Origin of the sequence: Microbacterium meiriae (genome assembly GCF_032364335.1) — a bacterium.
Taxonomy (GTDB): Bacteria; Actinomycetota; Actinomycetes; order Actinomycetales; family Microbacteriaceae; genus Microbacterium; species Microbacterium meiriae.
Genome location: NZ_CP133984.1, coordinates 2,317,977 through 2,340,665 on the forward strand (window position 1 = coordinate 2,317,977; position 22,689 = coordinate 2,340,665).

General features: G+C 70.6%; 24 protein-coding genes, 1 tRNA gene and 1 rRNA gene. 6 read left to right on the plus strand and 20 right to left on the minus strand.

What is annotated here, in order from left to right; all coding sequences use genetic code 11:
• The first annotated feature begins 53 nt into the window (after nucleotides 1-53).
• On the plus strand, nucleotides 54-692 hold the full coding sequence (locus RI211_RS11160; protein ID WP_268777334.1) for a TetR/AcrR family transcriptional regulator: 639 nt from the start codon (nucleotides 54-56) through the stop codon (nucleotides 690-692).
• A 99-nt stretch (nucleotides 693-791) separates the two neighbouring features.
• Here RI211_RS11160 and RI211_RS11165 read toward each other — a convergent pair.
• Nucleotides 792-868 (minus strand) — tRNA-Pro (locus RI211_RS11165).
• A gap of 107 nt (nucleotides 869-975) precedes the next feature.
• Here RI211_RS11165 and RI211_RS11170 point away from each other — a divergent pair.
• The 5 genes from RI211_RS11170 (at nucleotide 976) to RI211_RS11190 (ending at nucleotide 4,620) form a co-directional block, all read left to right on the plus strand.
• A complete protein-coding gene (locus RI211_RS11170; RefSeq protein WP_259954761.1) occupies nucleotides 976-1,584 on the plus strand; it encodes a GNAT family N-acetyltransferase in 609 nt (202 codons plus the stop codon).
• Nucleotides 1,581-2,036, plus strand: coding sequence for a hypothetical protein (locus RI211_RS11175; RefSeq protein ID WP_315637531.1), 456 nt, complete (start codon nucleotides 1,581-1,583; stop codon nucleotides 2,034-2,036). The genes RI211_RS11170 and RI211_RS11175 overlap by 4 nt, the downstream gene beginning before the upstream one ends.
• Before the next feature lie 62 nt (nucleotides 2,037-2,098).
• Nucleotides 2,099-2,767, plus strand: coding sequence for a lysoplasmalogenase family protein (locus RI211_RS11180; RefSeq protein ID WP_259954758.1), 669 nt, complete (start codon nucleotides 2,099-2,101; stop codon nucleotides 2,765-2,767).
• The gene (locus tag RI211_RS11185) at nucleotides 2,767-3,141 is read left to right on the plus strand and encodes an Hsp15 family ribosome-associated heat shock protein (RefSeq protein WP_187661841.1); all 375 of its coding nucleotides are present in this window, start codon (nucleotides 2,767-2,769) and stop codon (nucleotides 3,139-3,141) included. Before RI211_RS11180 ends, RI211_RS11185 begins: the two co-directional genes overlap by 1 nt.
• A 39-nt stretch (nucleotides 3,142-3,180) precedes the next feature.
• Nucleotides 3,181-4,620 (plus strand): HNH endonuclease signature motif containing protein, encoded by a 1,440-nt coding sequence (locus RI211_RS11190; RefSeq protein ID WP_315637530.1) that lies wholly within the window; start codon nucleotides 3,181-3,183, stop codon nucleotides 4,618-4,620.
• A gap of 261 nt (nucleotides 4,621-4,881) precedes the next feature.
• Here RI211_RS11190 and RI211_RS11195 read toward each other — a convergent pair whose 3' ends face one another.
• The 19 genes from RI211_RS11195 to rrf all read right to left on the minus strand — a co-directional run bounded on the left by RI211_RS11195 (nucleotide 4,882) and on the right by rrf (nucleotide 22,619).
• On the minus strand, nucleotides 4,882-5,829 hold the full coding sequence (locus tag RI211_RS11195) for an NUDIX domain-containing protein (RefSeq protein WP_315637529.1): 948 nt from the start codon (nucleotides 5,827-5,829) through the stop codon (nucleotides 4,882-4,884).
• A 62-nt stretch (nucleotides 5,830-5,891) separates the two neighbouring features.
• Complete coding sequence (gene der / locus RI211_RS11200; RefSeq protein WP_315637765.1) at nucleotides 5,892-7,364, minus strand: ribosome biogenesis GTPase Der; 1,473 nt, start codon at nucleotides 7,362-7,364, stop codon at nucleotides 5,892-5,894.
• Nucleotides 7,365-7,404: 40 nt separating this feature from the next.
• The gene (gene cmk, locus RI211_RS11205; RefSeq protein ID WP_315637528.1) at nucleotides 7,405-8,103 is read right to left on the minus strand and encodes a (d)CMP kinase; all 699 of its coding nucleotides are present in this window, start codon (nucleotides 8,101-8,103) and stop codon (nucleotides 7,405-7,407) included.
• On the minus strand, nucleotides 8,096-9,232 hold the full coding sequence (locus tag RI211_RS11210; RefSeq protein ID WP_315637527.1) for a prephenate dehydrogenase: 1,137 nt from the start codon (nucleotides 9,230-9,232) through the stop codon (nucleotides 8,096-8,098). Before RI211_RS11210 ends, cmk begins: the two co-directional genes overlap by 8 nt.
• Nucleotides 9,229-10,026 (minus strand): pseudouridine synthase, encoded by a 798-nt coding sequence (locus tag RI211_RS11215; protein WP_187661847.1) that lies wholly within the window; start codon nucleotides 10,024-10,026, stop codon nucleotides 9,229-9,231. Before RI211_RS11215 ends, RI211_RS11210 begins: the two co-directional genes overlap by 4 nt.
• A complete protein-coding gene (gene scpB / locus RI211_RS11220) occupies nucleotides 10,023-10,646 on the minus strand; it encodes an SMC-Scp complex subunit ScpB (RefSeq protein WP_396654908.1) in 624 nt (207 codons plus the stop codon). Before scpB ends, RI211_RS11215 begins: the two co-directional genes overlap by 4 nt.
• Nucleotides 10,636-11,505: a segregation and condensation protein A gene (locus RI211_RS11225; RefSeq protein ID WP_268777289.1), complete on the minus strand. Its 870-nt coding sequence runs from the start codon at nucleotides 11,503-11,505 to the stop codon at nucleotides 10,636-10,638. The genes scpB and RI211_RS11225 overlap by 11 nt, the downstream gene beginning before the upstream one ends.
• Entirely contained in the window at nucleotides 11,489-12,322 is an 834-nt protein-coding gene (locus tag RI211_RS11230; RefSeq protein ID WP_164498181.1) for a ParA family protein, read from the minus strand. The genes RI211_RS11225 and RI211_RS11230 overlap by 17 nt, the downstream gene beginning before the upstream one ends.
• Nucleotides 12,323-12,486: 164 nt before the next feature.
• Entirely contained in the window at nucleotides 12,487-13,389 is a 903-nt protein-coding gene (gene xerD / locus RI211_RS11235) for a site-specific tyrosine recombinase XerD (protein ID WP_187661850.1), read from the minus strand.
• 2 nt (nucleotides 13,390-13,391) lie between these two features.
• Nucleotides 13,392-13,988, minus strand: coding sequence for an NUDIX domain-containing protein (locus RI211_RS11240; RefSeq protein WP_315637525.1), 597 nt, complete (start codon nucleotides 13,986-13,988; stop codon nucleotides 13,392-13,394).
• Entirely contained in the window at nucleotides 13,981-15,675 is a 1,695-nt protein-coding gene (gene pyrG, locus RI211_RS11245; protein WP_315637524.1) for a CTP synthase, read from the minus strand. Before pyrG ends, RI211_RS11240 begins: the two co-directional genes overlap by 8 nt.
• A 26-nt stretch (nucleotides 15,676-15,701) precedes the next feature.
• Nucleotides 15,702-17,384, minus strand: coding sequence for a DNA repair protein RecN (recN, locus tag RI211_RS11250; RefSeq protein ID WP_315637523.1), 1,683 nt, complete (start codon nucleotides 17,382-17,384; stop codon nucleotides 15,702-15,704).
• Nucleotides 17,381-18,301, minus strand: coding sequence for an NAD kinase (locus RI211_RS11255; RefSeq protein ID WP_315637522.1), 921 nt, complete (start codon nucleotides 18,299-18,301; stop codon nucleotides 17,381-17,383). Before RI211_RS11255 ends, recN begins: the two co-directional genes overlap by 4 nt.
• Nucleotides 18,298-19,095 (minus strand): TlyA family RNA methyltransferase, encoded by a 798-nt coding sequence (locus tag RI211_RS11260; protein ID WP_315637521.1) that lies wholly within the window; start codon nucleotides 19,093-19,095, stop codon nucleotides 18,298-18,300. The genes RI211_RS11255 and RI211_RS11260 overlap by 4 nt, the downstream gene beginning before the upstream one ends.
• Nucleotides 19,092-19,271, minus strand: coding sequence for a hypothetical protein (locus RI211_RS11265; protein WP_187661855.1), 180 nt, complete (start codon nucleotides 19,269-19,271; stop codon nucleotides 19,092-19,094). Before RI211_RS11265 ends, RI211_RS11260 begins: the two co-directional genes overlap by 4 nt.
• Before the next feature lie 49 nt (nucleotides 19,272-19,320).
• Nucleotides 19,321-20,370: an HAD-IIA family hydrolase gene (locus RI211_RS11270; protein ID WP_396654907.1), complete on the minus strand. Its 1,050-nt coding sequence runs from the start codon at nucleotides 20,368-20,370 to the stop codon at nucleotides 19,321-19,323.
• Nucleotides 20,370-21,212: a tetratricopeptide repeat protein gene (locus tag RI211_RS11275; protein WP_315637520.1), complete on the minus strand. Its 843-nt coding sequence runs from the start codon at nucleotides 21,210-21,212 to the stop codon at nucleotides 20,370-20,372. Before RI211_RS11275 ends, RI211_RS11270 begins: the two co-directional genes overlap by 1 nt.
• A gap of 47 nt (nucleotides 21,213-21,259) precedes the next feature.
• Nucleotides 21,260-22,474 carry a hypothetical protein gene (locus RI211_RS11280; protein WP_315714153.1) on the minus strand — a complete coding sequence of 405 codons (1,215 nt, stop codon included), beginning with the start codon at nucleotides 22,472-22,474 and terminating at the stop codon, nucleotides 21,260-21,262.
• A 28-nt stretch (nucleotides 22,475-22,502) separates the two neighbouring features.
• Nucleotides 22,503-22,619, minus strand: a 5S ribosomal RNA gene (gene rrf / locus RI211_RS11285).
• Nucleotides 22,620-22,689 lie beyond the last annotated feature (70 nt).

Below are 22,689 nucleotides of genomic sequence, written 5' to 3' on the forward strand. Positions count from 1 at the left end.
ACGGCTTGTTGGTCGCATGACCAATACAGGAATGTTCCTACACTGGAGGCACCATGTCAACACCCGATACGCGTCCCCGAACCAGGAAAACGCCGGAGCAGCGCGCCGGCGAGATCTACGACGCCGCGATCGCGATCGCCAGGGAGAAGGGACTGTCCGCGCTGACGCTGCGGGCGGTCGCCGGCAGGGCAGGGGTGGCGCCGGGGCTCGTCTCGCACTACGCATCGAGCATGGACGAGTTGGTCGCGCGCACCTTCCGCGAGCTGACGGCATCCGAACTGGACGACGTCCGCACCCAGGCCGAGACCGAGAGCGAGCCGGCGGCACGGATGGCACGGATGATCTCCACGGTCCTCAGCAGCGGCCACGACGACATCACGCTCGTGTGGGTGGACGCCTGGTCCCTCGGCCGCGGCAGCGCAGCGCTGTCGGTGACCATCGACGAGCAGATGAGCGCCTGGCAGTCGTTCATCGCGCAGCTCATCGAGGAGGGCCGGCGCTCCGGCGTGTTCCGCACGGATGACACGGATGCCGTGGCCTGGCAGATCCTCGCGATGATCGACGGCATCGCAGCGCATGCGCTGACGCGCCGTACCGACGCCGCGCTGTTCGCCGCCCGGTTGGCACAGGCCTGCGAGACTCTGGTCGGCGCGCCCCAGGGGACGATCGCGGAGCTCCTTCCCACGCGCTGACGGCCGCGGAGGGCCGCATAAGGCGTGCCCTCTTCGTGCCCTCGGCGATCCCGGGAAGGCAGAAGGGCCGGAACCTCTTGCGAGATTCCGACCCTCAAATGGTCGGGCTGACAGGATTTGAACCTGCGACCCCTTGACCCCCAGTCAAGTGCGCTACCAAGCTGCGCCACAGCCCGTTGTTCTGCACTCTCGCGCAGGCAACTCCCCTATCTTAGCCGCACCGGAGGCCTCTCGCGAACCGAGGCGTTGCGGGGTGTCGGAAGCTGCTTGTACCGTCGCCTGCATGTCGACGATCACGACCGCGCTGGCGACGACCGCCCGCTGGGATGACGTGCAGCACGCGCTCACCGGCGGCGGTGACGGGGCGAGCTGCCAGTGCATCTGGCCGGTGCTGCCGAACAAGGACTGGAATCAGACCACCACGCCTCAGCGCACCGAGATGTTCCGCGCCGAGATCGACGAGGGTCCCCCTCCGGGACTGGTCGCGTACGTCGACGGCGAGGCCGCGGGCTGGATCCGGATCGGACCGCGCACCCGTCAGGCCCGGATCCCCCGCACCCGCATGATCGCCGCGTCGAGCACCGAGCCGTTCGACGACGAGTCCGTGTGGGCGGTCACCTGCTTCGTCGTCCGCAGGGAGCATCGGGGCACCGGGCTCAACGCGGAGCTTCTTGATGCCGCGATCGCCTTCGCGCGGGAGTCCGGCGCCCGCCTCATCGAGGGCTATCCTGTCGATACCCGCGGCGAGAAGAAGCGCGCGAACGATCTGTACCACGGCACACTCGGGACGTTTCTCCGCGCCGGCTTCGAGGAGAAGGCGGTGATGAAGCCGGGGCGCGTGCTCGTCGCCCTGGAAATCACACCGAACGAGAGCGATAGCGTGAAGGCATGAGCGCCGCGAACTCCTCTCTCGATGATCCCGACCTCGGACCGCTCCACCGGGCGACCTCCGAACTCGACGACGGTTCCGTCCTCACCCACGACTGGTTCGTCGGCGGCGTCGAGGTCGAGGGCAGCACCTACGAGCTGATGGTCGAGGGCGCGTCGCCGGACGAGGTCGCGCCGCTGCTCCCCCGGCTGCGCACGGTCGTCGCCGCGCTCCCGGGACTGCGCCGGGTCGCCTCGGACGCCGTGGTCACGACGTTCAGCACCGGAGACCCCGGCCCCGCCGAGCTCGACGAGGCGGCCGACGACCTGGAGCTCGAGACCATCGAGGCCGGAGCCGACGGCACCGTCGTCCTCCACTTCACGGACACCTGCGGCGAGCACTTCCCGGAGGGCTACTGGCCCGCCGTGCACCTCGATGGCGAGGGCGCCGTGGCCACGGTCACCGTCGAGTCCTGAGTCGGCCCGGTCCGATCGACCGCCTTCGAGACGACATGCCCCTCCGGTCATACGATGGAGGGATGCAGCGCCGCACCCTCCCTCCCGCGATCGTGTGGGCGTTCGTGCCGTACGTCGTGGTCTCTCTCCTGCACGTTGTGCTTCTCGCGCTCGGCCACGACCTCGCGGGGCCGACGAAGCTGCTGCTCATGCCGCTGCTCGCGGTGCCGGTCCTCGTGGCGGCGCGACGGATCCACCCGCCCGTCACGGTGGCCCTCCTCCTCATCGCCCTGCTCTTCTCCTGGCTGGGTGACGGCGCGGGCGCGCTGTTCCCCGCGGCCCCCGAGCTTCCGCTCATGCTGGGCTTCTTCGGTCTCGCGCACATCGCCTACATCGTCCTCTTCGCCCGCCACTTGGCGCGCCGCCGCCTGCCGTGGTGGACAGCGATCTATGCCGCCTGGTGGCTCGCGATGATCCTCCTTCTCGGCCCGCACACGGGCCCGCTCCTCATCGGGGTCGCGCTGTACGGCCTGCTCCTCGCGGGCACCGCCGCGTTCGCCGCACGATGCCATCCGCTCGTCGTGACGGGCGGCGCGTTCTTCCTGGCGAGCGACACGATCCTCGCTTTCCGACTCTTCCTCCCCGACGCCCTCCCGGCCTGGAGCAGCCCCGCCGTGATGCTGACATACACGCTCGGCCAGGGGCTGATCGTCGCGGGCGCGCTCGTCTCCCTGCAGCGGAGGGCCGCCTGATGGTCGACAGCGCGCGGGTGGACAGTTGGCTCTGGGCGGTGCGCGTCTACAAGACCCGGTCAGCGGCGACCACCGCATGCCGCGCGGGGCATGTGCGCGTCAACGGCGACAAGGCGAAGGCCGCGCAGGCAGTTCGCGTGGGCGACGAGCTCCGCATCCGCATCGCGGGCTTCGATCGAATCCTGATCGTGCGCCAGATCCTCGTCAAGCGTGTGGGCGCGCCGCTGGCCGCCCTCGCGTACGAAGACCGAACGCCGGAACGCGAGCCGCAGGCAGCCCTCGGCGTCCGGGACCGCGGCGCCGGACGACCTACGAAGCGGGAACGTCGAGACATCGATCGCCTTCGCGGACGAGGCGATATACAACAGGACTGAACCCTTCCTTGATTCGAACATAGGTTCTAAAATCGAAGTATGACGAACCTCACGACCGCACCCCTCGACCTGGAGGAGCGGCGACGCGTGCGAGACGCCTGGGCGGAGACCCGCCGGCGCATCGCGGCGCTGGAGGCAGAGGCCGCGGAGCTGTTGGTCGCGCAGATCGCTTTCCACGACGAAGACGTCGCGTCAGCCCCGCACCACCGTGACGCCATCCACCGCTCGATGGTCGCCGAGTTCGCCGCGGCGGGGCGCGTTTCCACCGGCACCATGGAGTTCGCGTTCGCCGACGCTCTTGCGCTGAGCACGGCGCTCCCCCGCGTGCGGCAGGCCTTCCACGAGGGAACTTTGAGCTCCGCACACGTCCGGGAGGTCGCACGGGCGAGCGCCATCGTGGACGAGGCCATCCGCAACCGCGTCGTCGCGCCGGAGACGATGGCGCTGTTCGAGACGGCGGTGCTCGTCGTCGCCGAAGCCGAGACCGCGGCGCGCACGCGGGTGCATGCCCGCCGCGTCGCCTCCGCTCTCGTCGGCGAGACCATCACGGAGCGACACCGCCGAGCGGCGGACGAGCGCTGCGTCACAGTGCGATCGGTCGACGACGGCCTCGCGGTCCTGACGGCGATCCTCCCGGAGTGGGCGGCGGTGGCGATCGCCGACCGGCTGAGTCAGCTCACCCGCACGGTGCTCCGGGCGCGCGCTGCGGTTCCCGCGCCTGATGCGGGGTCGGACGAAGCGACGCATCCCCTGGCTCCTGCGAACCACGAACTACTGACTGCTCACAGCGTCGAAACGGATCGCCCGTGCGATGACACCCGGGCGGGGACTACGATCCCGAGCGCCGACGGCGACACGTACGCCCTCGACCCCGAGGCGGAATCGGCCCCCTCAGACACCCGCACCTGGAGCCAGGTGCAGGCCGACCTGCTGACCGATCTGCTCCTCACCGCCGATCCGAGCGCCGTCGAGGGCGAGGGCCTCGCCGGCGTACGCGGGCGCCTGCAGGTGACCGTGGCGGCGACGACCCTCGCGGGTCTCGACGACCGTCCGGCCGAACTGGACGGACACGGCGCCCTGCACCCGGACATCGCCCGCGCTCTGGCCGGACGTGACGGGGGGTGGACGCGCTTGTTCCTCGATCCGCACGGCCAGGTTGTCGAGACGGACGCGTACAGCCCGACCGAGAGCATGCGCCGACTGCTCCGAGCCCGCGATCAGCACTGCAGGTTCCCCGGATGCCGGCAGCCGGTACACCGTTGCGACATCGACCACACCTGGGATCACGCGAAAGGCGGCCCGACTCGGGTCGACAACCTCGCGCACCTCTGCCGCGGACACCACATGCTGAAACACCCCGATATCCCGGAGCCTCAGCGCTGGACGGTACGACAGCGCCCCGGTGGGGTTCTCGAATGGCGAAGTCCCCTCGGCGCGATCCACACCGATCACGCCCCGCGTCGGGTCGCGTTCGTCTGAGTTTCTCGGGTCGCTTCGACTGCCCGCGCAGCGCAAGCGTCGACAGTACAGCGCCCCATGCCTCGCGTCCGCGCGGACCCCCAGAGCCAACCGAGACAGACCCCGACGGCGAACGAACACACACCAGAGCCGATCGAGACGGACCCACGGCCGAACGAGCACACCCCAGAGTCGATCGAGACAGACCCGGACGGCCGAACGAGCAGACCCCCCCCCCCCCCCGAGCCGATCGGGGTGAGTCCCCGAACAGCCCGCCGCGGGCTAAGCGTCGAGGAGGCGGAGGAGCCAGCCGCTCGATCGCACCTGCGCCCCGGCGGCCTCGACGCGGGACTGCAGCTCCCGGTCGCTGGTCACGGCGAGAACCGGCCGCGCGCTCGCGACCCGGCGTTCGACCTCGGCCACGATCGCGTCGTCACCGGCGCCCTCCGCGCGCACGACGTGCAGGGCCGAGCTCGCGACGCCGGCTTCCGCGGCTGCAACGTCAGCGGACGATCCGTCGGCAGAAACCTCCGCGATGTCCCGCGCGCGACCTTCCACGACGAGCGAGACCTCCGGGAACCAGTCATCCCCCGCGAGTCCGAGGTCGTCCGCGGGCACGGAGAGTCCCGTCAGGCGGTCGCGCAGTCGTGCGGCCGCTCCGGCGCGATCCTTCCACCAGCCGTCCGGGACAGACCCCACGACGTTGGCGGCGTCGACCACGACCACCGGATGCGCCGACAGTTGAGCTCGCAGCATCGGCCACGCCGCACCGAAACCGGGGTGCAGGGGCAGCCCCTCCACGTCCTCGACGGGCACCCACGACAGCGCGACGCTCTCCGGGTCGCTGATCACGGGGTCGAACGGCGTCCGCACATCGGCGACGACGGTGGTGTACGACCAGATGCCGAGATCGAGCACACTCGTGAAGCGGGGCCGCACCGCACCATCCGGCACTCCCGCCTCCTCCTGCGCCTCGCGCACGGCACCGACGATGGCCGCCTCACCCTCGTGCAGCGCTCCCCCGGGCAGACCCCAGGTGCCGCCGAAGTGGCTCCACGCCACGCGATGCTGCAGCAGGATCCCGCGCTCCGCGTCGACGGCGAGGAGACCCGCGGCGCCGAAGCGGCCCCAGTACCGCTCGCCCGTGTCGGCGACCACCCAGGCATCGCCGGGATCGCGAGGCCCCTCGGGGCGACGCGGTTCACCGGCGGCGGGAGGTACGACAGTCACCCCCTCAGCTTTTCACAGCATCGGGGCTCCGGCGCCACCGCCGCGACATGCGCGGCAACGAGTCAGCGCTGACGCTTCTCGCGCACCCGCATGTTGATCACGATCGGCGTGCCCTCGAACGAATACAGCTCCCGCAGGCGGCGCTGGATGAACCGGCGGTAGCCCGGGTCGAGGAAACCTGTCGTGAACAGCACGAACGTCGGCGGACGGGTCGAGGCCTGGGTCCCGAAGAGGATGCGCGGCTGCTTCCCGCCGCGCACCGGGTGCGGGTGCTCGGCGACGAGCTCGGCGAGGAACGCGTTGAACTTGCCGGTGGGAATCCGGCGATCCCAGTTCTCCAGCGCCGTCTCCAGCGCCGGGACGAGCTTGTCGAGGTGACGGCCGGTCTTCGCCGAGATGTTCACGCGGGGGGCCCACGCGACATGCGCGAGGTCCTGCTCGATCTCGCGCTCCAGGTAGCGGCGGCGGTCGGCGTTCTCCAGGTCGTCGTCGTTGAGGCGATCCCACTTGTTGAACGCGAGGACGAGCGCGCGGCCCGACTCGAGAACGAGGTCGATGATCCGCACGTCCTGCTCGCTGATCGTCTCGGAGACGTCGAGCACCACGACGGCCACTTCGGCCTTCTCCAGGGCGGCGGAGGTGCGCAGCGAGGCATAGAAGTCGGCGCCCTGGGCCATGTGCACGCGGCGACGGATGCCGGCCGTGTCGACCAGGCGCCACATCTTGCCGCCGAGCTCCACGACCTCGTCCACCGGATCACGGGTCGTGCCGGCGAGGTCGTTGACGACCACGCGCTCCTCCCCCGCGGCCTTGTTCAGCAGCGAGGACTTGCCGACGTTCGGGCGCCCCAGGATCGCGACACGGCGCGGGCCGCCGATCTCCTGCTTCGCGACGGCGGAGACCTCCGGCAGCTTCTTCAGCACGTCGTCGAGCAGGTCCGCGACACCGCGACCGTGGATCGCGGAGACCGGGTGCGGCTCCCCGAGACCCAGGTTCCACAGGGCGGCCGCTTCCGGCTCCTGACGCGCGTCGTCGATCTTGTTGGCGACGAGGAAGACCGGCTTGCCGCTCTTGCGCAACAGCTTCACGACGTGCTCGTCGGTCGAGGTGGCGCCCACCATGGCGTCCACGACGAACAGCACGACATCGGACAGGTCGATCGCGACCTCGGCCTGTGCCGCGACCGAACGGTCGATGCCCCGGGCGTCGGGTTCCCAGCCGCCGGTGTCGACGACCGTGAAGCGACGATCGTTCCACTCGGCCTTGTACGTGACGCGGTCGCGGGTGACACCGGGGGTGTCCTCCACGACGGCCTCACGACGGCCGAGGATGCGGTTCACGAGCGCGGACTTGCCGACGTTCGGCCGCCCGACGATCGCCACCACGGGCAGCGCGGGGCTGTACTGGATGCCGTCCTCGCCGAGGGTGATGCCCGCGAGGAGCTCCGCGTCCTCGTCGTCCAGCTCGTAGTCGGCGAGGCCGGCGCGCAGGGTCTCCGCGCGCTGCTCGGCCAGCTGCTCGTCGAGCTGGTCCATCTTCTCGGCGAGCTGGTCGGGACCGCCTTCGTATTCGTCGTCAGTCACGGTGTGCTCCTCGGAGTCGTTCGATCGCCGAGAGGACGGCGTCGATGGTCTGGGGGAAATCGAGTGCGGTCGAGTCGACGACCTCCACGCCTTCCGCGGCGTTGAGGAAGTCGACGACCGCGCTGTCGGAGGCGTCGCGCTTGTGCAGGGCGTCCGCGACGGCGGCGGCGTTCTCGCCTGCGAGCTCACCCGCGCGGCGGGCGGCACGCACCTCCGGTGCGGCGGTCAGCAGGATGCGGACAGGCGCATCGGGTGCCACGACGGTCGTGATGTCGCGGCCTTCGACCACCACTGCCGGGTACGGCGCCTCAGCGACCAGTGCCCGGAAGAGCTCGTTGACCTGGGTGCGCACCTCGGGCACCCGCGCCACGCCGCTCACCGCGCCGGACACGCGGGGCTCGCGGATCGCCTCCGTCACGTCCACGTCGCCGACACGTACCGTGCGGTCATCCGGGTCGAGCCCGAGGCGGACCGGGAAGTCGGCGGCCGCGGCGCGCACGGCCTCCGCGTCGTCGGTGTCCGCGCCGCGATCGAGCACGTGCCAGGCGAGAGCGCGGTAGGCCGACCCGGTGTCGAGGTAGCCGAAGCCCTCGCGACGCGCGATCGCCTTGGACACGCTCGACTTGCCGGACCCGGCGGGACCGTCGATGGCGATGAACTTCGTGGCGGAGACGGTGGAGGTGTCAGTCATTGGTGTTCCCTGCGATGCGCCAGCCGCGTTCCTGGAGCCCGGTGATCGCGCCGTGCAGCGCCGCGGGGTCGACACTGATCTCGGCGAGGCCGAACTGCGCGCCGGGAGAATGCTCCAGCCGCAGGTCCTCGACGTTGACGCCCAGCTCGCCGAGCTCGCCGAACAGGCGCCCCAGCTGACCGGCGGTGTCGTCGACCATGACGACCAGTGTCTCGAAGCGTCGGTTCTGTCCGTGCTTGCCGGGGAGGCGCTCGACGCCGTCGTTGCCCTGGCGGATGGTCTCCGCGAGCACGCGTCGGGCTCCGGGGGCCGCGGGAGCGCGCAGCGCATCGGCGACCTCGCTCAGGTCCGTCGCGAGGGCGTCGAGGATTTCGACCACGGGACCGGCGTTGGCGCCGAGGATCTGCACCCACAGCTCCGGAGCGGACGCGGCGATGCGCGTCGTGTCCCGCACGCCCTGCCCTGCCAGGCGGAGCGCGCCCTCCTCGGCCCCGGCGAGACGCCCGGCGAGGAGACTCGCGACGACCTGCGGCACGTGCGAGGTGAGGGCGACGGAGCGATCGTGCTCCTCCGGGGTCATCTCCAGCGGCATCGCACCGACATCGAGAGCCAGCGCCTCGACCAGCGCGAGGTCCCGCGCGGTGGTGTCCTCGTCGCGGCACACGACCCACGGCCGTCCGATGAACAGATCGGCTCGCGCCGAGATCGCCCCGCCGCGCTCCCGGCCGGCGAGCGGGTGGGAGCCGATGTAGCGGGCGAGGTTCACGCCGCGGTCACGGAGCGTGCGGAACGGCTCCAGCTTCACGCTCGCGACATCCGTCACGACGGCGTCGGGGTAGCGCTCGAGCTCGGCCTGGATCACGTCGGCGGTCACATCCGGCGGCACGGCCACGACGACGAGCACCGGGGCGTCGTCATCCTGCGGAAGGCGTCCGGCGCCGTAGTCGACGGCGAGGCGCAGCTGCGCGGGGGACGCATCCGTGAGGACCACGTCGATGCCCTTCGCGCGGAGCGCGTGGCCGACGCTGGCACCGAGCAGCCCGGCGCCGACGATGCGCACGGTGCCGGACAGGCGCGGCGCGACGGCACCGGCCTTCCGCGCCGCGGGCGCACTCGTCGTCTGGGTCATTCGCTCTCCTGCTCGCCTGGCGCCTCGGCGACACCGGATTCCCGGCGCGCGAGGGTCAACAGCGCGCCGAGTTCGATTTTACTCAGTTCCCGCGTCCGGCCCGCCGGGAGGGTTCCCAGGTGCAGCGGACCGAACTGCCGCCGCACCAGTTCCGTGACCGGATGACCGACCGCGGCCATCATGCGACGCACGATCCGGTTGCGTCCCGAGTGCAGCGTGAGCTCGACGAGGCTCGAGCCCGCCGATGTGTCCAGCAGGCGGGCCCTGTCGGCGGCGATGGGGCCGTCCTCCAGCTCGATGCCCTTCGTGAGCTTCGAGATGGTCTGCGCCGTCACCGTCCCTTCCACCTTCGCGATGTAGACCTTGGTGACGCCGAAGGACGGGTGCGCGAGGACGTGCGCGAGCTCGCCGTCGTTGGTGAGCAGCAGCAGGCCGCTGGTCTCGGCGTCCAGGCGCCCGACGTTGTAGAGCCGCTCCTCGTAGTCCTTCGTGAAGCGCCGGAGATCCGGACGGCCGCTCTCGTCGCGCATGCTGCTGACCACGCCCGTCGGCTTGTTCAGCATCACGTAGCGCTTGGACACGTCGAGCTGCACCGCGGTGCCGTCGACGTCGACGAGGTCGCGCTCCGGGTCGATGCGGCGGCCGAGCTCGGTGACCACCTGGCCGTTCACGCGGATACGCCCCTCGACGATGTACTGCTCGACGACCCGACGGGACGCGACGCCGGCGGCTGCCAGCACCTTCTGCAGTCGGACGCCCTCGGGGGCTGCGGAATCGTGGGCGTCGGTGGTCATCGGACCGTCCCTTCGTCGAAGCCGTCGGCGCCGTCATCGAGGAGCGGCGAGATCGGCGGAAGCTCATCCAGAGAGTTGATGCCGAGATGCTGGAGGAGCGCATCGGTCGTGCCGTAGTTGATCGCCCCGGTCTCGGAGTCGGCGAAGAGCTCGATGATCAGGCCTCGTGCGAGGAGCGTGCGGACCACGGAGTCGACGTTGACCGCGCGGATCGAGGCGACCTGGCTGCGGGTGACGGGCTGCTTGTAGGCGATCACCGCGAGCGTCTCCAACGCGGCCTGCGAGAGCCGGGCCGGAGCCTGGCCGCCGACGAACTCCGCCACGACCGGATCCAGGTCTTCGCGGACGTAGAGCCGCCACCCGCCGCCGACCTCCCGCAGCTCGAAGCCGCGCCGCGGACCCGCGCCCCGGCCGTCGTAGTCCTCGACCAGCGACTCGACCGTCTGCCGGACGGCGGGCACCGGCGCGCCGACCGCCGCGGCGAGAGCCACCAGGCCGATCGGCTCGTCGACGATGAAGAGGATCGCCTCCACGCGCTCGCTGAGGGGCAACTCGGCACCCGTCACGGCGTCGGGCTCCTCGCGGAGCCCGGTTTCCGTCTCGGTCATGTCATCGGTCATAGTCGGCCCCCAGGGTCGCGAGTGTCTCGTCCGACCAGGAGTCGGCGGCCCAACGGAGCGTCAGCTCCCCGAGCGGTTCCAGTTGTTCGAAGGACAGCGCCGCGTGCCGGTACAGCTCCAGCACCGAGATGAAGCGGGCCACGACGATGCCCGGCTCGGTGACGCCGGCGACGAGTTCGCGGAAGCTCAGCGACTCGGTGCCGCGCAGCAGCGTGACGACGATCGCGGCCTGCTCGCGGATGCTGACCAGGGGCGCGTGCAGGTGGTCGAGCCCGACGTGCGGGATCTCCTTCGGTGCGAAGGCCAGCAGTGCCAGAGCCGCGAAGTCGTCGGTCGTGAGCGACCAGACGAGCTCGGGTGTCTGCTTCCGGTGCTTCTCCTCCAGCGGCACCGCGCGCACGTGGCGACGGTCCTCCCGCTGCAGGCACCGTGCGAACCACGCGGAGACCTCCTTGAACGCGCGGTACTGCAGCAGACGGGCGAAGAGCAGGTCGCGCGCTTCGAGCAGCGCGACGGCCTCGGCGTCGACGAGCTCGCCCTGCGGCAGCAGGCCCGCCACCTTCATGTCGAGCAGGGTCGCCGCGACGACGAGGAACTCCGACGCCTGGTCCAGCTCCTCCTCGTCCTCGAGGTCGGCCAGGTACGCGATGAACTCGTTGGTGACGGCACTCAGCGACACCTCGGTGATGTCCATCTCGTGTTTCGAGATGAGGGTCAGCAGGAGGTCGAAGGGGCCGTCGAAGTTCGACAGCGAGACCCGGAAACCGGCGTCGTCGGCGGAGGAAGCCTCCGCAGCGTCGACGGCGTCGGCGAGTGCCGGGACCTCAGCGGTTCCGAGCTCGTCAGGCGACGGCGCCACGGGCGACCAGCTCCCTGGCCAGCCGCAGGTATGCCTGTGCGGCCGCGTGCTCCGGAGCGAACTCGGTGATCGGGACCCCCGAGACCGACGCATCCGGGAACTTCACGGTGCGGCCGATCACGGTCTCCAGCACGTCGTCGCCGAACGCCTCCACGACGCGTTCGAGCACCTCGCGCGAGTGCAGCGTGCGCGGGTCGTACATGGTCGCCAGCAGCCCGTCCATCTCGATGGAGGGGTTCAGGCGATCGCGCACCTTGTCGATGGTCTCGATGAGGAGCGCGACACCGCGCAGCGCGAAGAACTCGCACTCGAGAGGGATGATGACGCCGTGCGCCGCCGTCAGCGCGTTCACGGTCAGCAGGCCCAGGGACGGCTGGCAGTCGATGAGGATGACGTCGTACTCCCCCGCCACCTGCCGGAGCACGCGGGCGAGGATCGTCTCGCGGGCGACCTCGTTGACGAGGTGCACCTCCGCGGCCGAGAGGTCGATGTTCGCGGGGAGGACGTCGAGACCGGGCACGTTCGAGTGCACGATCGCGTCGTGGGCGTCGCGCTTCGTGTCGAGCAGGAGGTCGTAGACCGTCGGCACGTCATGCGTCTGGATGCCGAGACCGGCGGACAGGGCGCCTTGCGGGTCGAAGTCCACCGCGAGCACCTTGCGACCGTACTCCGCGAGGGCGGCGGCGAGGTTGATGGACGTCGTCGTCTTGCCGACGCCGCCCTTCTGGTTGCAGAGGGCGATGATGCGAGCGGGGCCGTGCGACTTCAGAGGCGCCGGGATCGGGAAGCCCTGATACGGACGGCCGGTGGGTCCCATGGGAGTGTCGTCGGCCTTCTGTGCCTTCGCCCTGGACTTCGCCGCTTTCTCAGCCACCGGTTCTCCTGCTCCTTCGTGCTTGCTCGATTGTAGCGGCCATGCGTTCCCCGGCCGTCCCGGCGCGCGGCGGGCCGCCTCGGGAGGAGGCGCGGATCCGCGCGGGATCAGCGTGCCCGGGGGTGCGAGGTCGCGTAGATGTCGCGGAGGGCGTCCACCGAGACGTGTGTGTAGATCTGCGTCGTCGCGACCGAGGAGTGCCCCAGCAGCTCCTGCACCACGCGCACGTCGGCGCCGCCCTGCAGGAGGTGGGTCGCGAAGGAATGCCGCAGCGTGTGCGGGGAGACCTCGGCGGTGAGCTGCGCGCGCTCCGCGGCGGAACGGATCACCAGCCAGGCGCTCTGCCGCGAGAGCGGAGCGCCTCGCGCGCCGAGGAAGAGCCGGGCCGACGCACGTCCCTTCGCCGCGAGGCCCGGGCGGACCCGGGTGAGATACGCGTCGACCGCGGCGCGGGCATACGACCCCACGGGGACGATGCGCTCCTTCGAGCCCTTTCCCCGCAGGCGCAGCACCTCGCCGTGCGCCATGTCGTCGACGTCGAGCCCGACCGCCTCCGACACCCGGGCACCCGTCGCGTAGAGAAGCTCCAGCAGCGCCCTGTCGCGGATGCCGAGCGGCTCCTCGGCCGACGGCGCGGCGAGCAGCCGCTCCACTTGGTCGATCGTGAGGGCCTTGGGCAGCCGGCGCGGGGTCTTCGGCGGGCGGAGGCGTCCGGTCGGATCGTCCGCCTCGATGCCCTCCCGGGCGAGGAACCGGTGCCAGCCGCGCACCGAGGACTGCAGGCGCGCCAGGCTCGTCGCCGCGGGCGGCGGCTCCGCCGAGGCACGGTCGGCGACGAAACGGTCGACCACCACGGACGTGATGTCCGCGGTGTCGTCGATCCCCTCCGCCGTGAGCCAGTCCCGGTAGCCCTCGAGGTCCCGCCGGTAGGCGCCGACCGTATGCGCGCTGAGCCCGCGCTCGATCGTCACGTGACGCAGGTACGCGTCGAGGGCGCGATCGAGCAGCATCCTCAGCCTCGGTCGCGCAGCCTCTGCGCCGCGGCCAGCACGCCGATGGAGAGGATGCCGTTGCGCAGGCGTCCGGCCATCACTCCCGCGACGGCGTCTTCCAGCGGCACCCAGGCGAGCCGGATGTCCGCCTCCTCGTCCTCGCGGTCGTGCGCGGTCTCCGCGGCCGAGAGCCCGGTCGCGAGGAACACCCGGATGAGCTCGTCGTTGCCTCCGGGCGTCGTCCACGAGGACACCAGCGGCTCCCAGTGGGCGGCGACGAGGTCGGCCTCCTCCGCGAGCTCGCGACGGGCGGCCGCCATCGGCTCCTCCCCCGCGATGTCGAGGAGGCCCGCCGGCAGCTCCCAGTCGCGGTGGCGGATCGGGTGACGGTACTGCTGGATGAGCAGCACCCGCCCCTCGTCGTCCAGCGCGAGGATCGCGACGGCGCCGGGATGGGCGACGTACTGCCGCACGATCTCGCCGTCGCCGTACCGGACCCGGTCGGAGCGCACGTCCCAGACGTAGCCCTCGTAGACGAGGTCGCTGCTCAGGACCTCCGGCTCGAAGGACTCGTCGCGCAGCGACTCGTCCGCCGCGCCCATCCCCTGCTCACTCATCGACGGGCACGTCGAACAGCTCGCTCGCGCGGTGCCGGGCGATGGCCGCGCCGACGAGACCGCGGAACAGCGGGTGCGGGGCGGTCGGACGCGAACGCAGCTCCGGGTGCGCCTGGGTGGCGATGTAGTACGGGTGCACGTCGCGCGGCAGCTCGACGTACTCGACGAGGTCCAGCTCCGGATTCAGGCCCGAGAACACCAGCCCGGCCTCCGACAGGCGATCGCGGTAGGCGTTGTTCACCTCGTAGCGGTGACGGTGACGCTCGGACACCTCGGCGGCGCCGTAGACCTCGCGCGCCAGCGAGCCCTCCGCGAGAGCGGCCTGGTAGAGACCGAGGCGCATGGTGCCGCCCAGGTCGCCGCCGTCGAGGATCTCGATCTGCTCGGCCATGGTCGCGATGACGGGCTCCGCGGTGTCCGGATCGAACTCGCTGGACGAGGCTCCGGCGATACCGGCCACGTCGCGGGCGTACTCGATGACCATGCACTGCAGGCCGAGGCACAGGCCGAGGGTCGGGATCCCCTGCTCGCGGGCGAACTTCAGTGCGCCCAGCTTGCCCTCGATGCCGCGGATGCCGAAGCCGCCGGGCACGCAGATGCCGTCGAGCTCGGCCAGCTGCTCCTGTGCACCCTCGGGCGTCTCGCAGAGGTCGGACGGGATCCAGCGGATGTTGACCTTGGTCTCCTGCGCGAAGCCGCCCGCCTTGAGGGCCTCCGTGACGGACAGGTAGGCGTCCGGGAGGTCGATGTACTTGCCGACGAGACCGATCATGACCTCGTGCTTGGGGTTGTGCACCGCGTGCAGCACCTTGTTCCAGCGCGTCCAGTCGACGTCGTCGGCCTTCTGGTCGAGACCGAGGCGGCGCACGATGTAGGAGTCCAGGCCCTGCTCGTTGAGGGTGGAGGGGATGTCGTAGATGCTCGGCAGGTCGACGGTGTTGATGACACCCTCGACATCGACGTCGCACATCAGCGCGATCTTGTTGCGGTTGCTCGCGCTCACCGGGCGGTCGCTGCGGAGCACGAGCGCATCCGGCTGGATGCCGACCTGACGGAGCGCGGCGACCGAGTGCTGGGTCGGCTTGGTCTTCTGCTCGCCGGACGCCCCCATGAACGGCACGAGCGAGACGTGCACGAAGAACACGCTGTCGCGGCCGAGCTCGTGACGCAGCTGGCGGGCCGACTCGAGGAACGGCTGCGACTCGATGTCGCCGACCGTGCCGCCGACCTCGGTGATGATCACGTCGGGACGCGGGTCCTCGGTCGCCTGCAGCCGCATGCGGCGCTTGATCTCGTCGGTGATGTGCGGGATGACCTGCACGGTGTCGCCCAGGTACTCGCCGCGGCGCTCCCGCGCGATCACCTGCGAGTAGATCTGACCGGTCGTGACGTTGGCCGCCTCGGACAGGTTGATGTCGAGGAAGCGCTCGTAGTGGCCGATGTCGAGGTCGGTCTCCGCACCGTCGTCGGTCACGAAGACCTCGCCGTGCTGGAACGGGTTCATGGTGCCCGGATCGACGTTCAGATACGGGTCGAGCTTCTGCATGACCACGCGGAGTCCGCGGGCGGTCAGGAGGTTGCCCAGGCTGGCCGCGGTGAGCCCCTTGCCCAAAGACGAAACGACACCACCAGTCACGAAGATGTGCTTGGTCGTGTCGTTCTTGGGCCCCGCAGAAGAAGAGTTCATCACGGGCTTCTATCCTAACAGTTCGTTCAGACGCCGAGGCTGAGAAGCTCACGAGCGTGGGTGAGTGCGGCATCGGAATCCGCGAGTCCGGAGAGCAGACGGGCCATCTCGGCCTCGCGCTCCTCCCCGTCGAGCCGCCGCACGCTGGAGGCGGTGACGGCGCCGTCGTTCGATTTCACGACGGTCAGGTGGTTGTTCGCGAAGGCGGCGACCTGGGCGAGATGGGTGACGGCGATCACCTGCGACTTCTCGGCGAGTCGGGCGAGTCGCCGACCGACCTCGATGGCCGCGGCACCGCCGATGCCGGCGTCGACCTCGTCGAACACGAAGGTGGGAACCGGGTCGGTCGCCGCGATGACGACCTCGATCGCGAGCATCACGCGCGACAGCTCGCCGCCGGACGCGCCCTTGGCGACGGAGCGGGGTTCGGCACCGGGATGCGGCGCGAGCAGGATGGCGACGTCGTCGCGCCCGTGGGTGCTCTCGGCGCCAGGCGCCACGGACACCTCCAGGCGTGCGTCCGGCATCGCCAGCGCGTGGAGCTCGGCGGTCACGGCCGCGCCGAGCCGGACGGCGGCCTCGCTCCGGGCGGCGGTGAGGGCGTCCGCGCGGGCGTCGAGCTCCGCCCTGGCCGCGTCGCGCTCGGCGGTGAGGCGTTCCAGACGCTCCCCGTCGTCGTCGAGCTCGGCCAGCCGTGCGGAACCGGTCTGCCACAGTGCCAGCGCTTCCGTCAGCGAACCGTGCTGACGGATGAGGACGCCGAGCGCGGCCCGGCGTTCCTCGACGGCTGCGAGCTCGTGCGGGCCGGACTCGTCGAGGTCGGCGAGGAAGCCGGAGAGCACGCCGGCGGCGTCGGCGATCCGGTAGCCGATGTCGGCCAGGGTCTCGGCGACCTCCGCCAGCTTCGGGTCCGACACGCGCTCGATCGCTCGGCGTGCCTCCGCGACCAGCGCCGACGCATCGGGCTCGCCCTCCTCGTTCGAGAGGGAGCCGTGGGCCAGGGCGGCCGCGAGCCGCAGCTCCTCCGCGTTCGCGAGGCGTTCGGCGCGGGCCGTCAGCTCCTCATCCTCACCCTCTTCGGGAGCGGTGGCCTCGATCAGGGCCAGGTCCTCCCGCAGCCGGGCGGCCTCCTCGGCGCGCCGGTCGCGGTTCGCGGTGATGTCGACGATCTCGGCGTCGAGCGTGCGCCAGTGCTCGAACGCGGCCTGATACTCCTCCAGCGCCCGGGCGATGGCCTCGCCGCCGAAGCGATCGAGGGCGTCGCGCTGCGCGGCCGCCGATCGCAGCCGCAGCTGCTCGGACTGTCCGTGCACCACGATGAGCTCGTCGGCGAGCGAGGACAGCACACCCGCCGGTGCGGCGCGGCCGCCGACGCTCGCGCGACTGCGGCCTTCGGCGCTGAGGGTGCGCGAGACGTACAGCTCCGCAGTCCCGGCGCCGGCCGGCTCCAGCTCTCCCCCGGCCTCGGCGACGATGTCGGCGACCTCACCGGTCTCCGGCACGATCCACACACCGGCCACCGACGCCTGCGCCGCGCCCTTGCGCACGGCGCCGGAGTCGGCGCGCTGTCCGAGAAGCAGGCCGAGACCGGTGACCACCATGGTCTTGCCCGCTCCGGTCTCGCCGGTGATGGCCGTGAAGCCGGGCCCGAGCGGCAGGACGGCATCGGCGATCACGCCGAGCCCCTGCATGCGCATCTCCTCGATCATGCCTCGCTCCTCCGTTCCTGTCCGCGCCATCCCTCGACGGGCAGCTGGAACTTGCGGACGAGACGATTCGTGAACGCGGTGGGGTGCAGTCGCGCGAGGCGGACCGGGCGCGACGAACGACGGACGACGACGCGGGCACCCGGCGGAAGGTCGTGGGAACGACGGCCGTCGCACCAGAGGATGCCGGAGCCGTCCGTCCGCTCCAGCATCTCGATCGCCACGGCCGCGTCGGGGCTCACCACGAGCGGCTTGGCGAAGAGGGCATGGGCCGACAGCGGGACGACGGCGATGGCCTCGACCGTCGGCCAGATGACCGGGCCGCCGGCGGAGAAGTTGTAGGCGGTCGAGCCGGTCGGGGTGGAGACGACCATGCCGTCGCAGCCGAAACTCGACAGGGGGCGCCCGTCGATCTCGAGCACCACCTCGATCATGCGCTCCCGGCTCGCCTTCTCGACGGTCGCCTCGTTCAGAGCCCAGGTCTCGAAGACGACGTCGCCCGAGGCGTCCTTCACGCGCACCGACAGTGCCAGGCGCTCCTCGACCTCGTAGTCGCGGGCGATGACGCGGCGCATCGCGTCGTCCATGTCGTCCCGGTCGATCTCCGCGAGGAAGCCGACGTGGCCCATGTTGATGCCGAGCACCGGGGCGCCGCTGTCGCGGACGAGTTCCGCCGCACGGAGGATCGTGCCGTCGCCGCCGAGCACGATCGCGAGCTCGAGGGACGCCGGACCGGCGGAGGCATCCAGCACCTCGACGTCCGCGAAGAACGCATCGACCGCGGAGAGCTCCGCGTGGTCGTCGGCCGCCAGGACGGGGCGCACTCCCGCGCCCCGGAGGGCATCGACCACCCGGCGGGCGGCCGCGACGGTGTCGACGCGACCCGCGTGGGCGACGACCAGGATCCTGCGCTCGTTCATCGTCCCCCTGCCAGCTGGTTGATGGTGTCCATCCATTCTGTCGGATTGCTGCCGCCGCCCGGCACGAGGTGCACGAGATACTCCGCATTGCCGTGGGTTCCGAGGATCGGGGAGGAGACGATCCCGGCCATCCCCATCCCCGCGTCCCACGCGCTCCACGCCACGCGGGCGACGGCATCGGCACGGGTGGCGGGGTCGGTGACGAGACCGCCGCGCACCGCCGTCCGGCCGACCTCGAATTGCGGTTTGACGAGCAGCAGGACATCGGAACCCGGCGCCGCGACGGCGACCACCGCGGGGAGCACGAGCTCGAGCGAGATGAAGGAGAGGTCGCCCACCACCAGGTCGGGCGAGGCGGACTCCCCCGTCGCCGCGGCGAGACTGTCACGGGTCATGTGCCGCACGTTGAAGCCCTCGACCGCGGTGACACCGGGGTCTGCCGCGATCGACGGGGCGAGCTGGCCGTGACCGACGTCCACAGCCAGCACGCGCCGCGCGCCGCGCTCCCGCAGCACCTGCGTGAAGCCGCCGGTCGAGGCTCCCATGTCGAGCACGAGGCGCCCCTGCACGGGAATGGTGAAGCCGTCGAGCCCGGCGATGAGCTTGTGCGCGCCGCGGCTGACATAGTGGTCGGCGCCGGCCACCGTGATCGTGTTCTCCTCGCCGACCGCAGTCGAGGCTTTGACGACCGGGCGACCGTCGACGCTCACGAGACCGTCGGCGATGAGGGTGGCGGCGTGCGTGCGCGAACGGGCGAGTCCTCGGGAGGCGAGGGCGGCGTCGAGTCGCGTCATCGTGGTCCCGGAGTCTCCCGCTGTTCCAGCCGGGATCCGCTCTCGAGCCGCCGAGAGAGTTCGTCGTGCAGGGCCGAGTACAAGTCCGCGCGTGCGGAGAGCGGCTGACCTTCGATCAGGCGCAGACGACTCCACAGGCCGTCCGTCGGCGCGCTGGTCGTCGTCTCGTCACTCACGCTTCCACTGTACGCGGCGCCGCCGACGGCCGACGGCGCCACGCGTGGCTCAGGGGCGGTGGAACGGGTCGGCGTACAGCCGTTCGGGAACCCGCAGCACGAACACCGGCGTACCGGACGCCCAGATGGCCGCGGCGCCGGCGCGGAGGAGGTCGAGCTGCTCGCCGGACTCGGCGACGATCTCGACGTCCGCTCCGTGGACGCGGACGGCGGCACCGTTCACGTCGAACACGCCGTCGGTCACGACGGGCTCGGGATACGGCTCATGCAGGCCGCGCAGATCACCGAGGATGTAGGTCGGGCGTGAACCTTCCGGCGCGGCGAGGACGTGCTTGGGACGGTCGATGCCGGTCAGCACGAGCGCGGACTCGATTCCGGCGCGGCTGGCGCCCATGATGTCGGTGTCCAGGCGGTCGCCGATGAACAGAGCCTTCGCGGCACCGAAGCGGGCGAGCGCCTCCTCGAAGATCGGGGTCTCCGGCTTGCCCGCCACCGTCGCCAGGCGACCGATCGCGGTGTGCACGGCGGAGACGAGGGTGCCGTTGCCGGGGGCGACGCCGCGCTCGCGCGGGATCGTCCAGTCCGTGTTCGTGGCGATCCAGGGGATGCCGCCCTCGTCCTCAGGGACCTTCAGCGCGAACGCCGCCTCGGCGAGGTCCGTCCAGGCCACCTCGGGCGCGAACCCCTGGACCACGGCCTGCGGAGCGTCCTCGGCGCTGCGCGTCACCGTGTACCCGGCCTTCTGCACCTCGTCGACGAGCCCGTCGCCGCCGACGACGAGGATGGTCGCCGGCGCGGGAACGATCCCGGACAGCAGACGCATCGCGGCCTGCGGGCTCGTGACGACGTCCTGCGGAGCGACGTCGAGCCCGAGACTGGTCAGATGCGCGGCCACGGAGGCGTCCGTGCGCGAAGCGTTGTTGGTGATGTAGCCGAGACGCACCGCGTGCGCCGCGGCGTTCAGGCTCTCGACCGCGTGCGGCAGAGCCCCGGGACCGGCGTAGACGACGCCGTCGAGATCGGCGAGGACGGTGTCCACGCCCTCGAGAGGCGTCCGTCCCGCTCGAGACCTCCGTGCCTTGGGTGTGAAGAGCCCCACTACGCCTCCGGCTTCTCGGACGCGGAGGGCGAGTCGTCCTCCGTCTCGTCGTCCTCGCCGAGCAGTTCGCGCACCTCGTCTTCGATGGACGGCTCGGCGGGCTCGGGGGTCTCGTTCGTGTCGGAGGAGGACGAGTCGTCTCCGGTCTCCGCGTCGGAAGCCTCTTCTTCCTCGGAGTCGGAGTCGGTGTCGGTGTCGGAGTCGGTGTCGTCGGCGGAGTACTCCTCCTTGTCGGACACAACATCCTCGACGGAGACAGCGTGCTCCTCGGAGAACTCGTCCTCGACGAGACCGTCTTCGACGTAGAGCTCCTCGTCGCCGGCCTCATCGACACCGAGAGCCTCCGCGGCGACCTCGGCGCGGTGCGCCCAGAACTCCGCCTCGTCCGTGCGGCCGAGATCTTCCAGGACGGCAGCGCGCGCGGCGAAGAGCGCGGGGCTCCACTCGAACGCGCGATCCGGATCGAGCTCCGGGATCTCGAGCTCCCCGAGGGCCAGCTCCAGGTCGCCCTGGTCCAGCCGGGCACCCGACATCGCGATCGCGAGAGCCACGCGCACGGGGGTGGTCAGAGCCGATCGGTCCACGGCGCGGCCGGTCTCGAGGGCGCGGTCGGGACGTCCGATGCCTCGCTCGCTGTCGACCATGAGGGCGATCTGGTCGTCCTTGCCGGAGATCCGGCGATAGGTGCGCAGTTCCCGCAGGGCCAGGGCGAAGTCACCCGTCGCGTAGGCGGTGATGCCCAGGGTCTCCCGGACGATCGCGATGCGCCCTGCACGACGCGACGCTGCGAGTGCGTGCTCGTGCGCCAGAGTCGGGTCCTCGTCGATCAGCCGAGAAGCCATCGCCAGATGCCGAGCGACGAACTCCGCGTTCTCCTTGCTGAGCGTCTTCAGCTCGTTGCGCGCGGAGGGGTGCAGGTCGCGCGCCGTGACATCCTCCGGGACGCGGGGCTCGTCGAACCGAGGACGCTCGCTCGCCGCGTTGGCAGGACGCTCCCGCCCCGCGCCGCCGCGCTGCGGGAAGGACCGGGACCGGTCACTCCGCCGCTCCCGGTCGAATCCGCCCTCGCGGCGCGGTGCGCTGTCACGATTGTTGTACCCGCCTTCGCGACGGGGGGCACCACCATCGCGGTTGTACCCACCTTCACGACGGGGCGCACCACCGTCACGGTTGTACCCGCCTTCGCGACGCGGGGCACCACCATCGCGGTTGTACCCACCTTCACGACGCGGGGCACCACCGTCACGGTTGTAACCGCCTTCACGACGCGGGGCACCACCGTCACGGTTGTAGCCACCTTCACGACGCGGGGCACCACCGTCACGGTTGTAGCCACCTTCGCGACGCGGGGCGCCACCGTCACGGTTGTAGCCGCCCTCGCGACGCGGGGCACCATCACGGTTGTTGTAACCGCCTTCGCGACGAGGGGCACCACCATCACGGTTGTAGCCGCCCTCGCGACGGGGCGCACCATCACGGTTGTTGTAACCGCCTTCGCGACGAGGGGCACCACCATCACGGTTGTAGCCGCCCTCGCGACGCGGGGCACCATCCCGGTTGTTGTAACCGCCTTCGCGACGAGGGGCACCACCATCACGGTTGTAGCCACCTTCGCGACGGGGCGCACCATCCCGGTTGTTGAAACCGCCTTCGCGACGAGGGGCACCACCATCACGGTTGTAACCACCTTCACGACGCGGCGCGCTGTCGCGGTTGTAACCACCTTCACGACGGGGCGCACCATCGCGGTTGTTGTAACCACCTTCACGACGCGGGGCACCACCATCGCGGTTGTAACCACCTTCACGACGCGGAGCGCTGTCGCGGTTGTAACCACCTTCACGACGAGGGGCACCGTCACGGTTGTTGTAACCACCCTCACGACGCGGGGCACCACCATCACGGTTGTAACCACCTTCACGCCGAGGGCTTCGGTCGCCGGAGCCGGCACGAGAACCGCCGTCGCGGTATACGGGGCGACCTCCGGAAGGACGTTCGTTGCGCTGGTTCCCGTCGTTGCGACGCGGACGGCGCTCTTCCTCTTCCGGCATGGTGCTCCCTGTTCTCTGTTCTCTTCGCTCGTAAACGCAAAATGGCCACCCAACGATGGGTGGCCATTTCGACTAAAAGGAGTCCGGCGGTGTCCTACTCTCCCACAGGGTCCCCCCTGCAGTACCATCGGCGCTGTGAGGCTTAGCTTCCGGGTTCGGAATGTGACCGGGCGTTTCCCTCACGCTATGGCCGCCGAAACACTATTGATGTTTCAATCAAACCTAAAGCAATGATGAATCATTGTTGAAGGTAGTTCTCGACCGTACA

Excerpts from the sequence above, each read along its gene's own strand:
- cmk (WP_315637528.1), bottom strand. The coding sequence starts at position 8,103 with ATGACTGACACCTCCACCGTCTCCGCCACGAAGTTCATCGCCATCGAC.
- scpB (WP_396654908.1), bottom strand. The coding sequence starts at position 10,646 with ATGACCGATGACATGACCGAGACGGAAACCGGGCTCCGCGAGGAGCCC.
- RI211_RS11160 (WP_268777334.1), top strand. The coding sequence starts at position 54 with ATGTCAACACCCGATACGCGTCCCCGAACCAGGAAAACGCCGGAGCAG.
- RI211_RS11190 (WP_315637530.1), top strand. The coding sequence starts at position 3,181 with ATGACGAACCTCACGACCGCACCCCTCGACCTGGAGGAGCGGCGACGC.
- RI211_RS11215 (WP_187661847.1), bottom strand. The coding sequence starts at position 10,026 with ATGACCACCGACGCCCACGATTCCGCAGCCCCCGAGGGCGTCCGACTG.
- RI211_RS11175 (WP_315637531.1), top strand. The coding sequence starts at position 1,581 with ATGAGCGCCGCGAACTCCTCTCTCGATGATCCCGACCTCGGACCGCTC.
- RI211_RS11260 (WP_315637521.1), bottom strand. The coding sequence starts at position 19,095 with ATGACGCGACTCGACGCCGCCCTCGCCTCCCGAGGACTCGCCCGTTCG.
- xerD (WP_187661850.1), bottom strand. The coding sequence starts at position 13,389 with ATGCTGCTCGATCGCGCCCTCGACGCGTACCTGCGTCACGTGACGATC.
- RI211_RS11210 (WP_315637527.1), bottom strand. The coding sequence starts at position 9,232 with ATGACCCAGACGACGAGTGCGCCCGCGGCGCGGAAGGCCGGTGCCGTC.
- RI211_RS11185 (WP_187661841.1), top strand. The coding sequence starts at position 2,767 with ATGGTCGACAGCGCGCGGGTGGACAGTTGGCTCTGGGCGGTGCGCGTC.
- RI211_RS11240 (WP_315637525.1), bottom strand. The coding sequence starts at position 13,988 with ATGAGTGAGCAGGGGATGGGCGCGGCGGACGAGTCGCTGCGCGACGAG.
- pyrG (WP_315637524.1), bottom strand. The coding sequence starts at position 15,675 with ATGAACTCTTCTTCTGCGGGGCCCAAGAACGACACGACCAAGCACATC.
- der (WP_315637765.1), bottom strand. The coding sequence starts at position 7,364 with ATGGACCAGCTCGACGAGCAGCTGGCCGAGCAGCGCGCGGAGACCCTG.
- RI211_RS11230 (WP_164498181.1), bottom strand. The coding sequence starts at position 12,322 with ATGGGACCCACCGGCCGTCCGTATCAGGGCTTCCCGATCCCGGCGCCT.
- RI211_RS11255 (WP_315637522.1), bottom strand. The coding sequence starts at position 18,301 with ATGAACGAGCGCAGGATCCTGGTCGTCGCCCACGCGGGTCGCGTCGAC.
- RI211_RS11275 (WP_315637520.1), bottom strand. The coding sequence starts at position 21,212 with ATGGCTTCTCGGCTGATCGACGAGGACCCGACTCTGGCGCACGAGCAC.
- RI211_RS11180 (WP_259954758.1), top strand. The coding sequence starts at position 2,099 with ATGCAGCGCCGCACCCTCCCTCCCGCGATCGTGTGGGCGTTCGTGCCG.
- recN (WP_315637523.1), bottom strand. The coding sequence starts at position 17,384 with ATGATCGAGGAGATGCGCATGCAGGGGCTCGGCGTGATCGCCGATGCC.
- RI211_RS11170 (WP_259954761.1), top strand. The coding sequence starts at position 976 with ATGTCGACGATCACGACCGCGCTGGCGACGACCGCCCGCTGGGATGAC.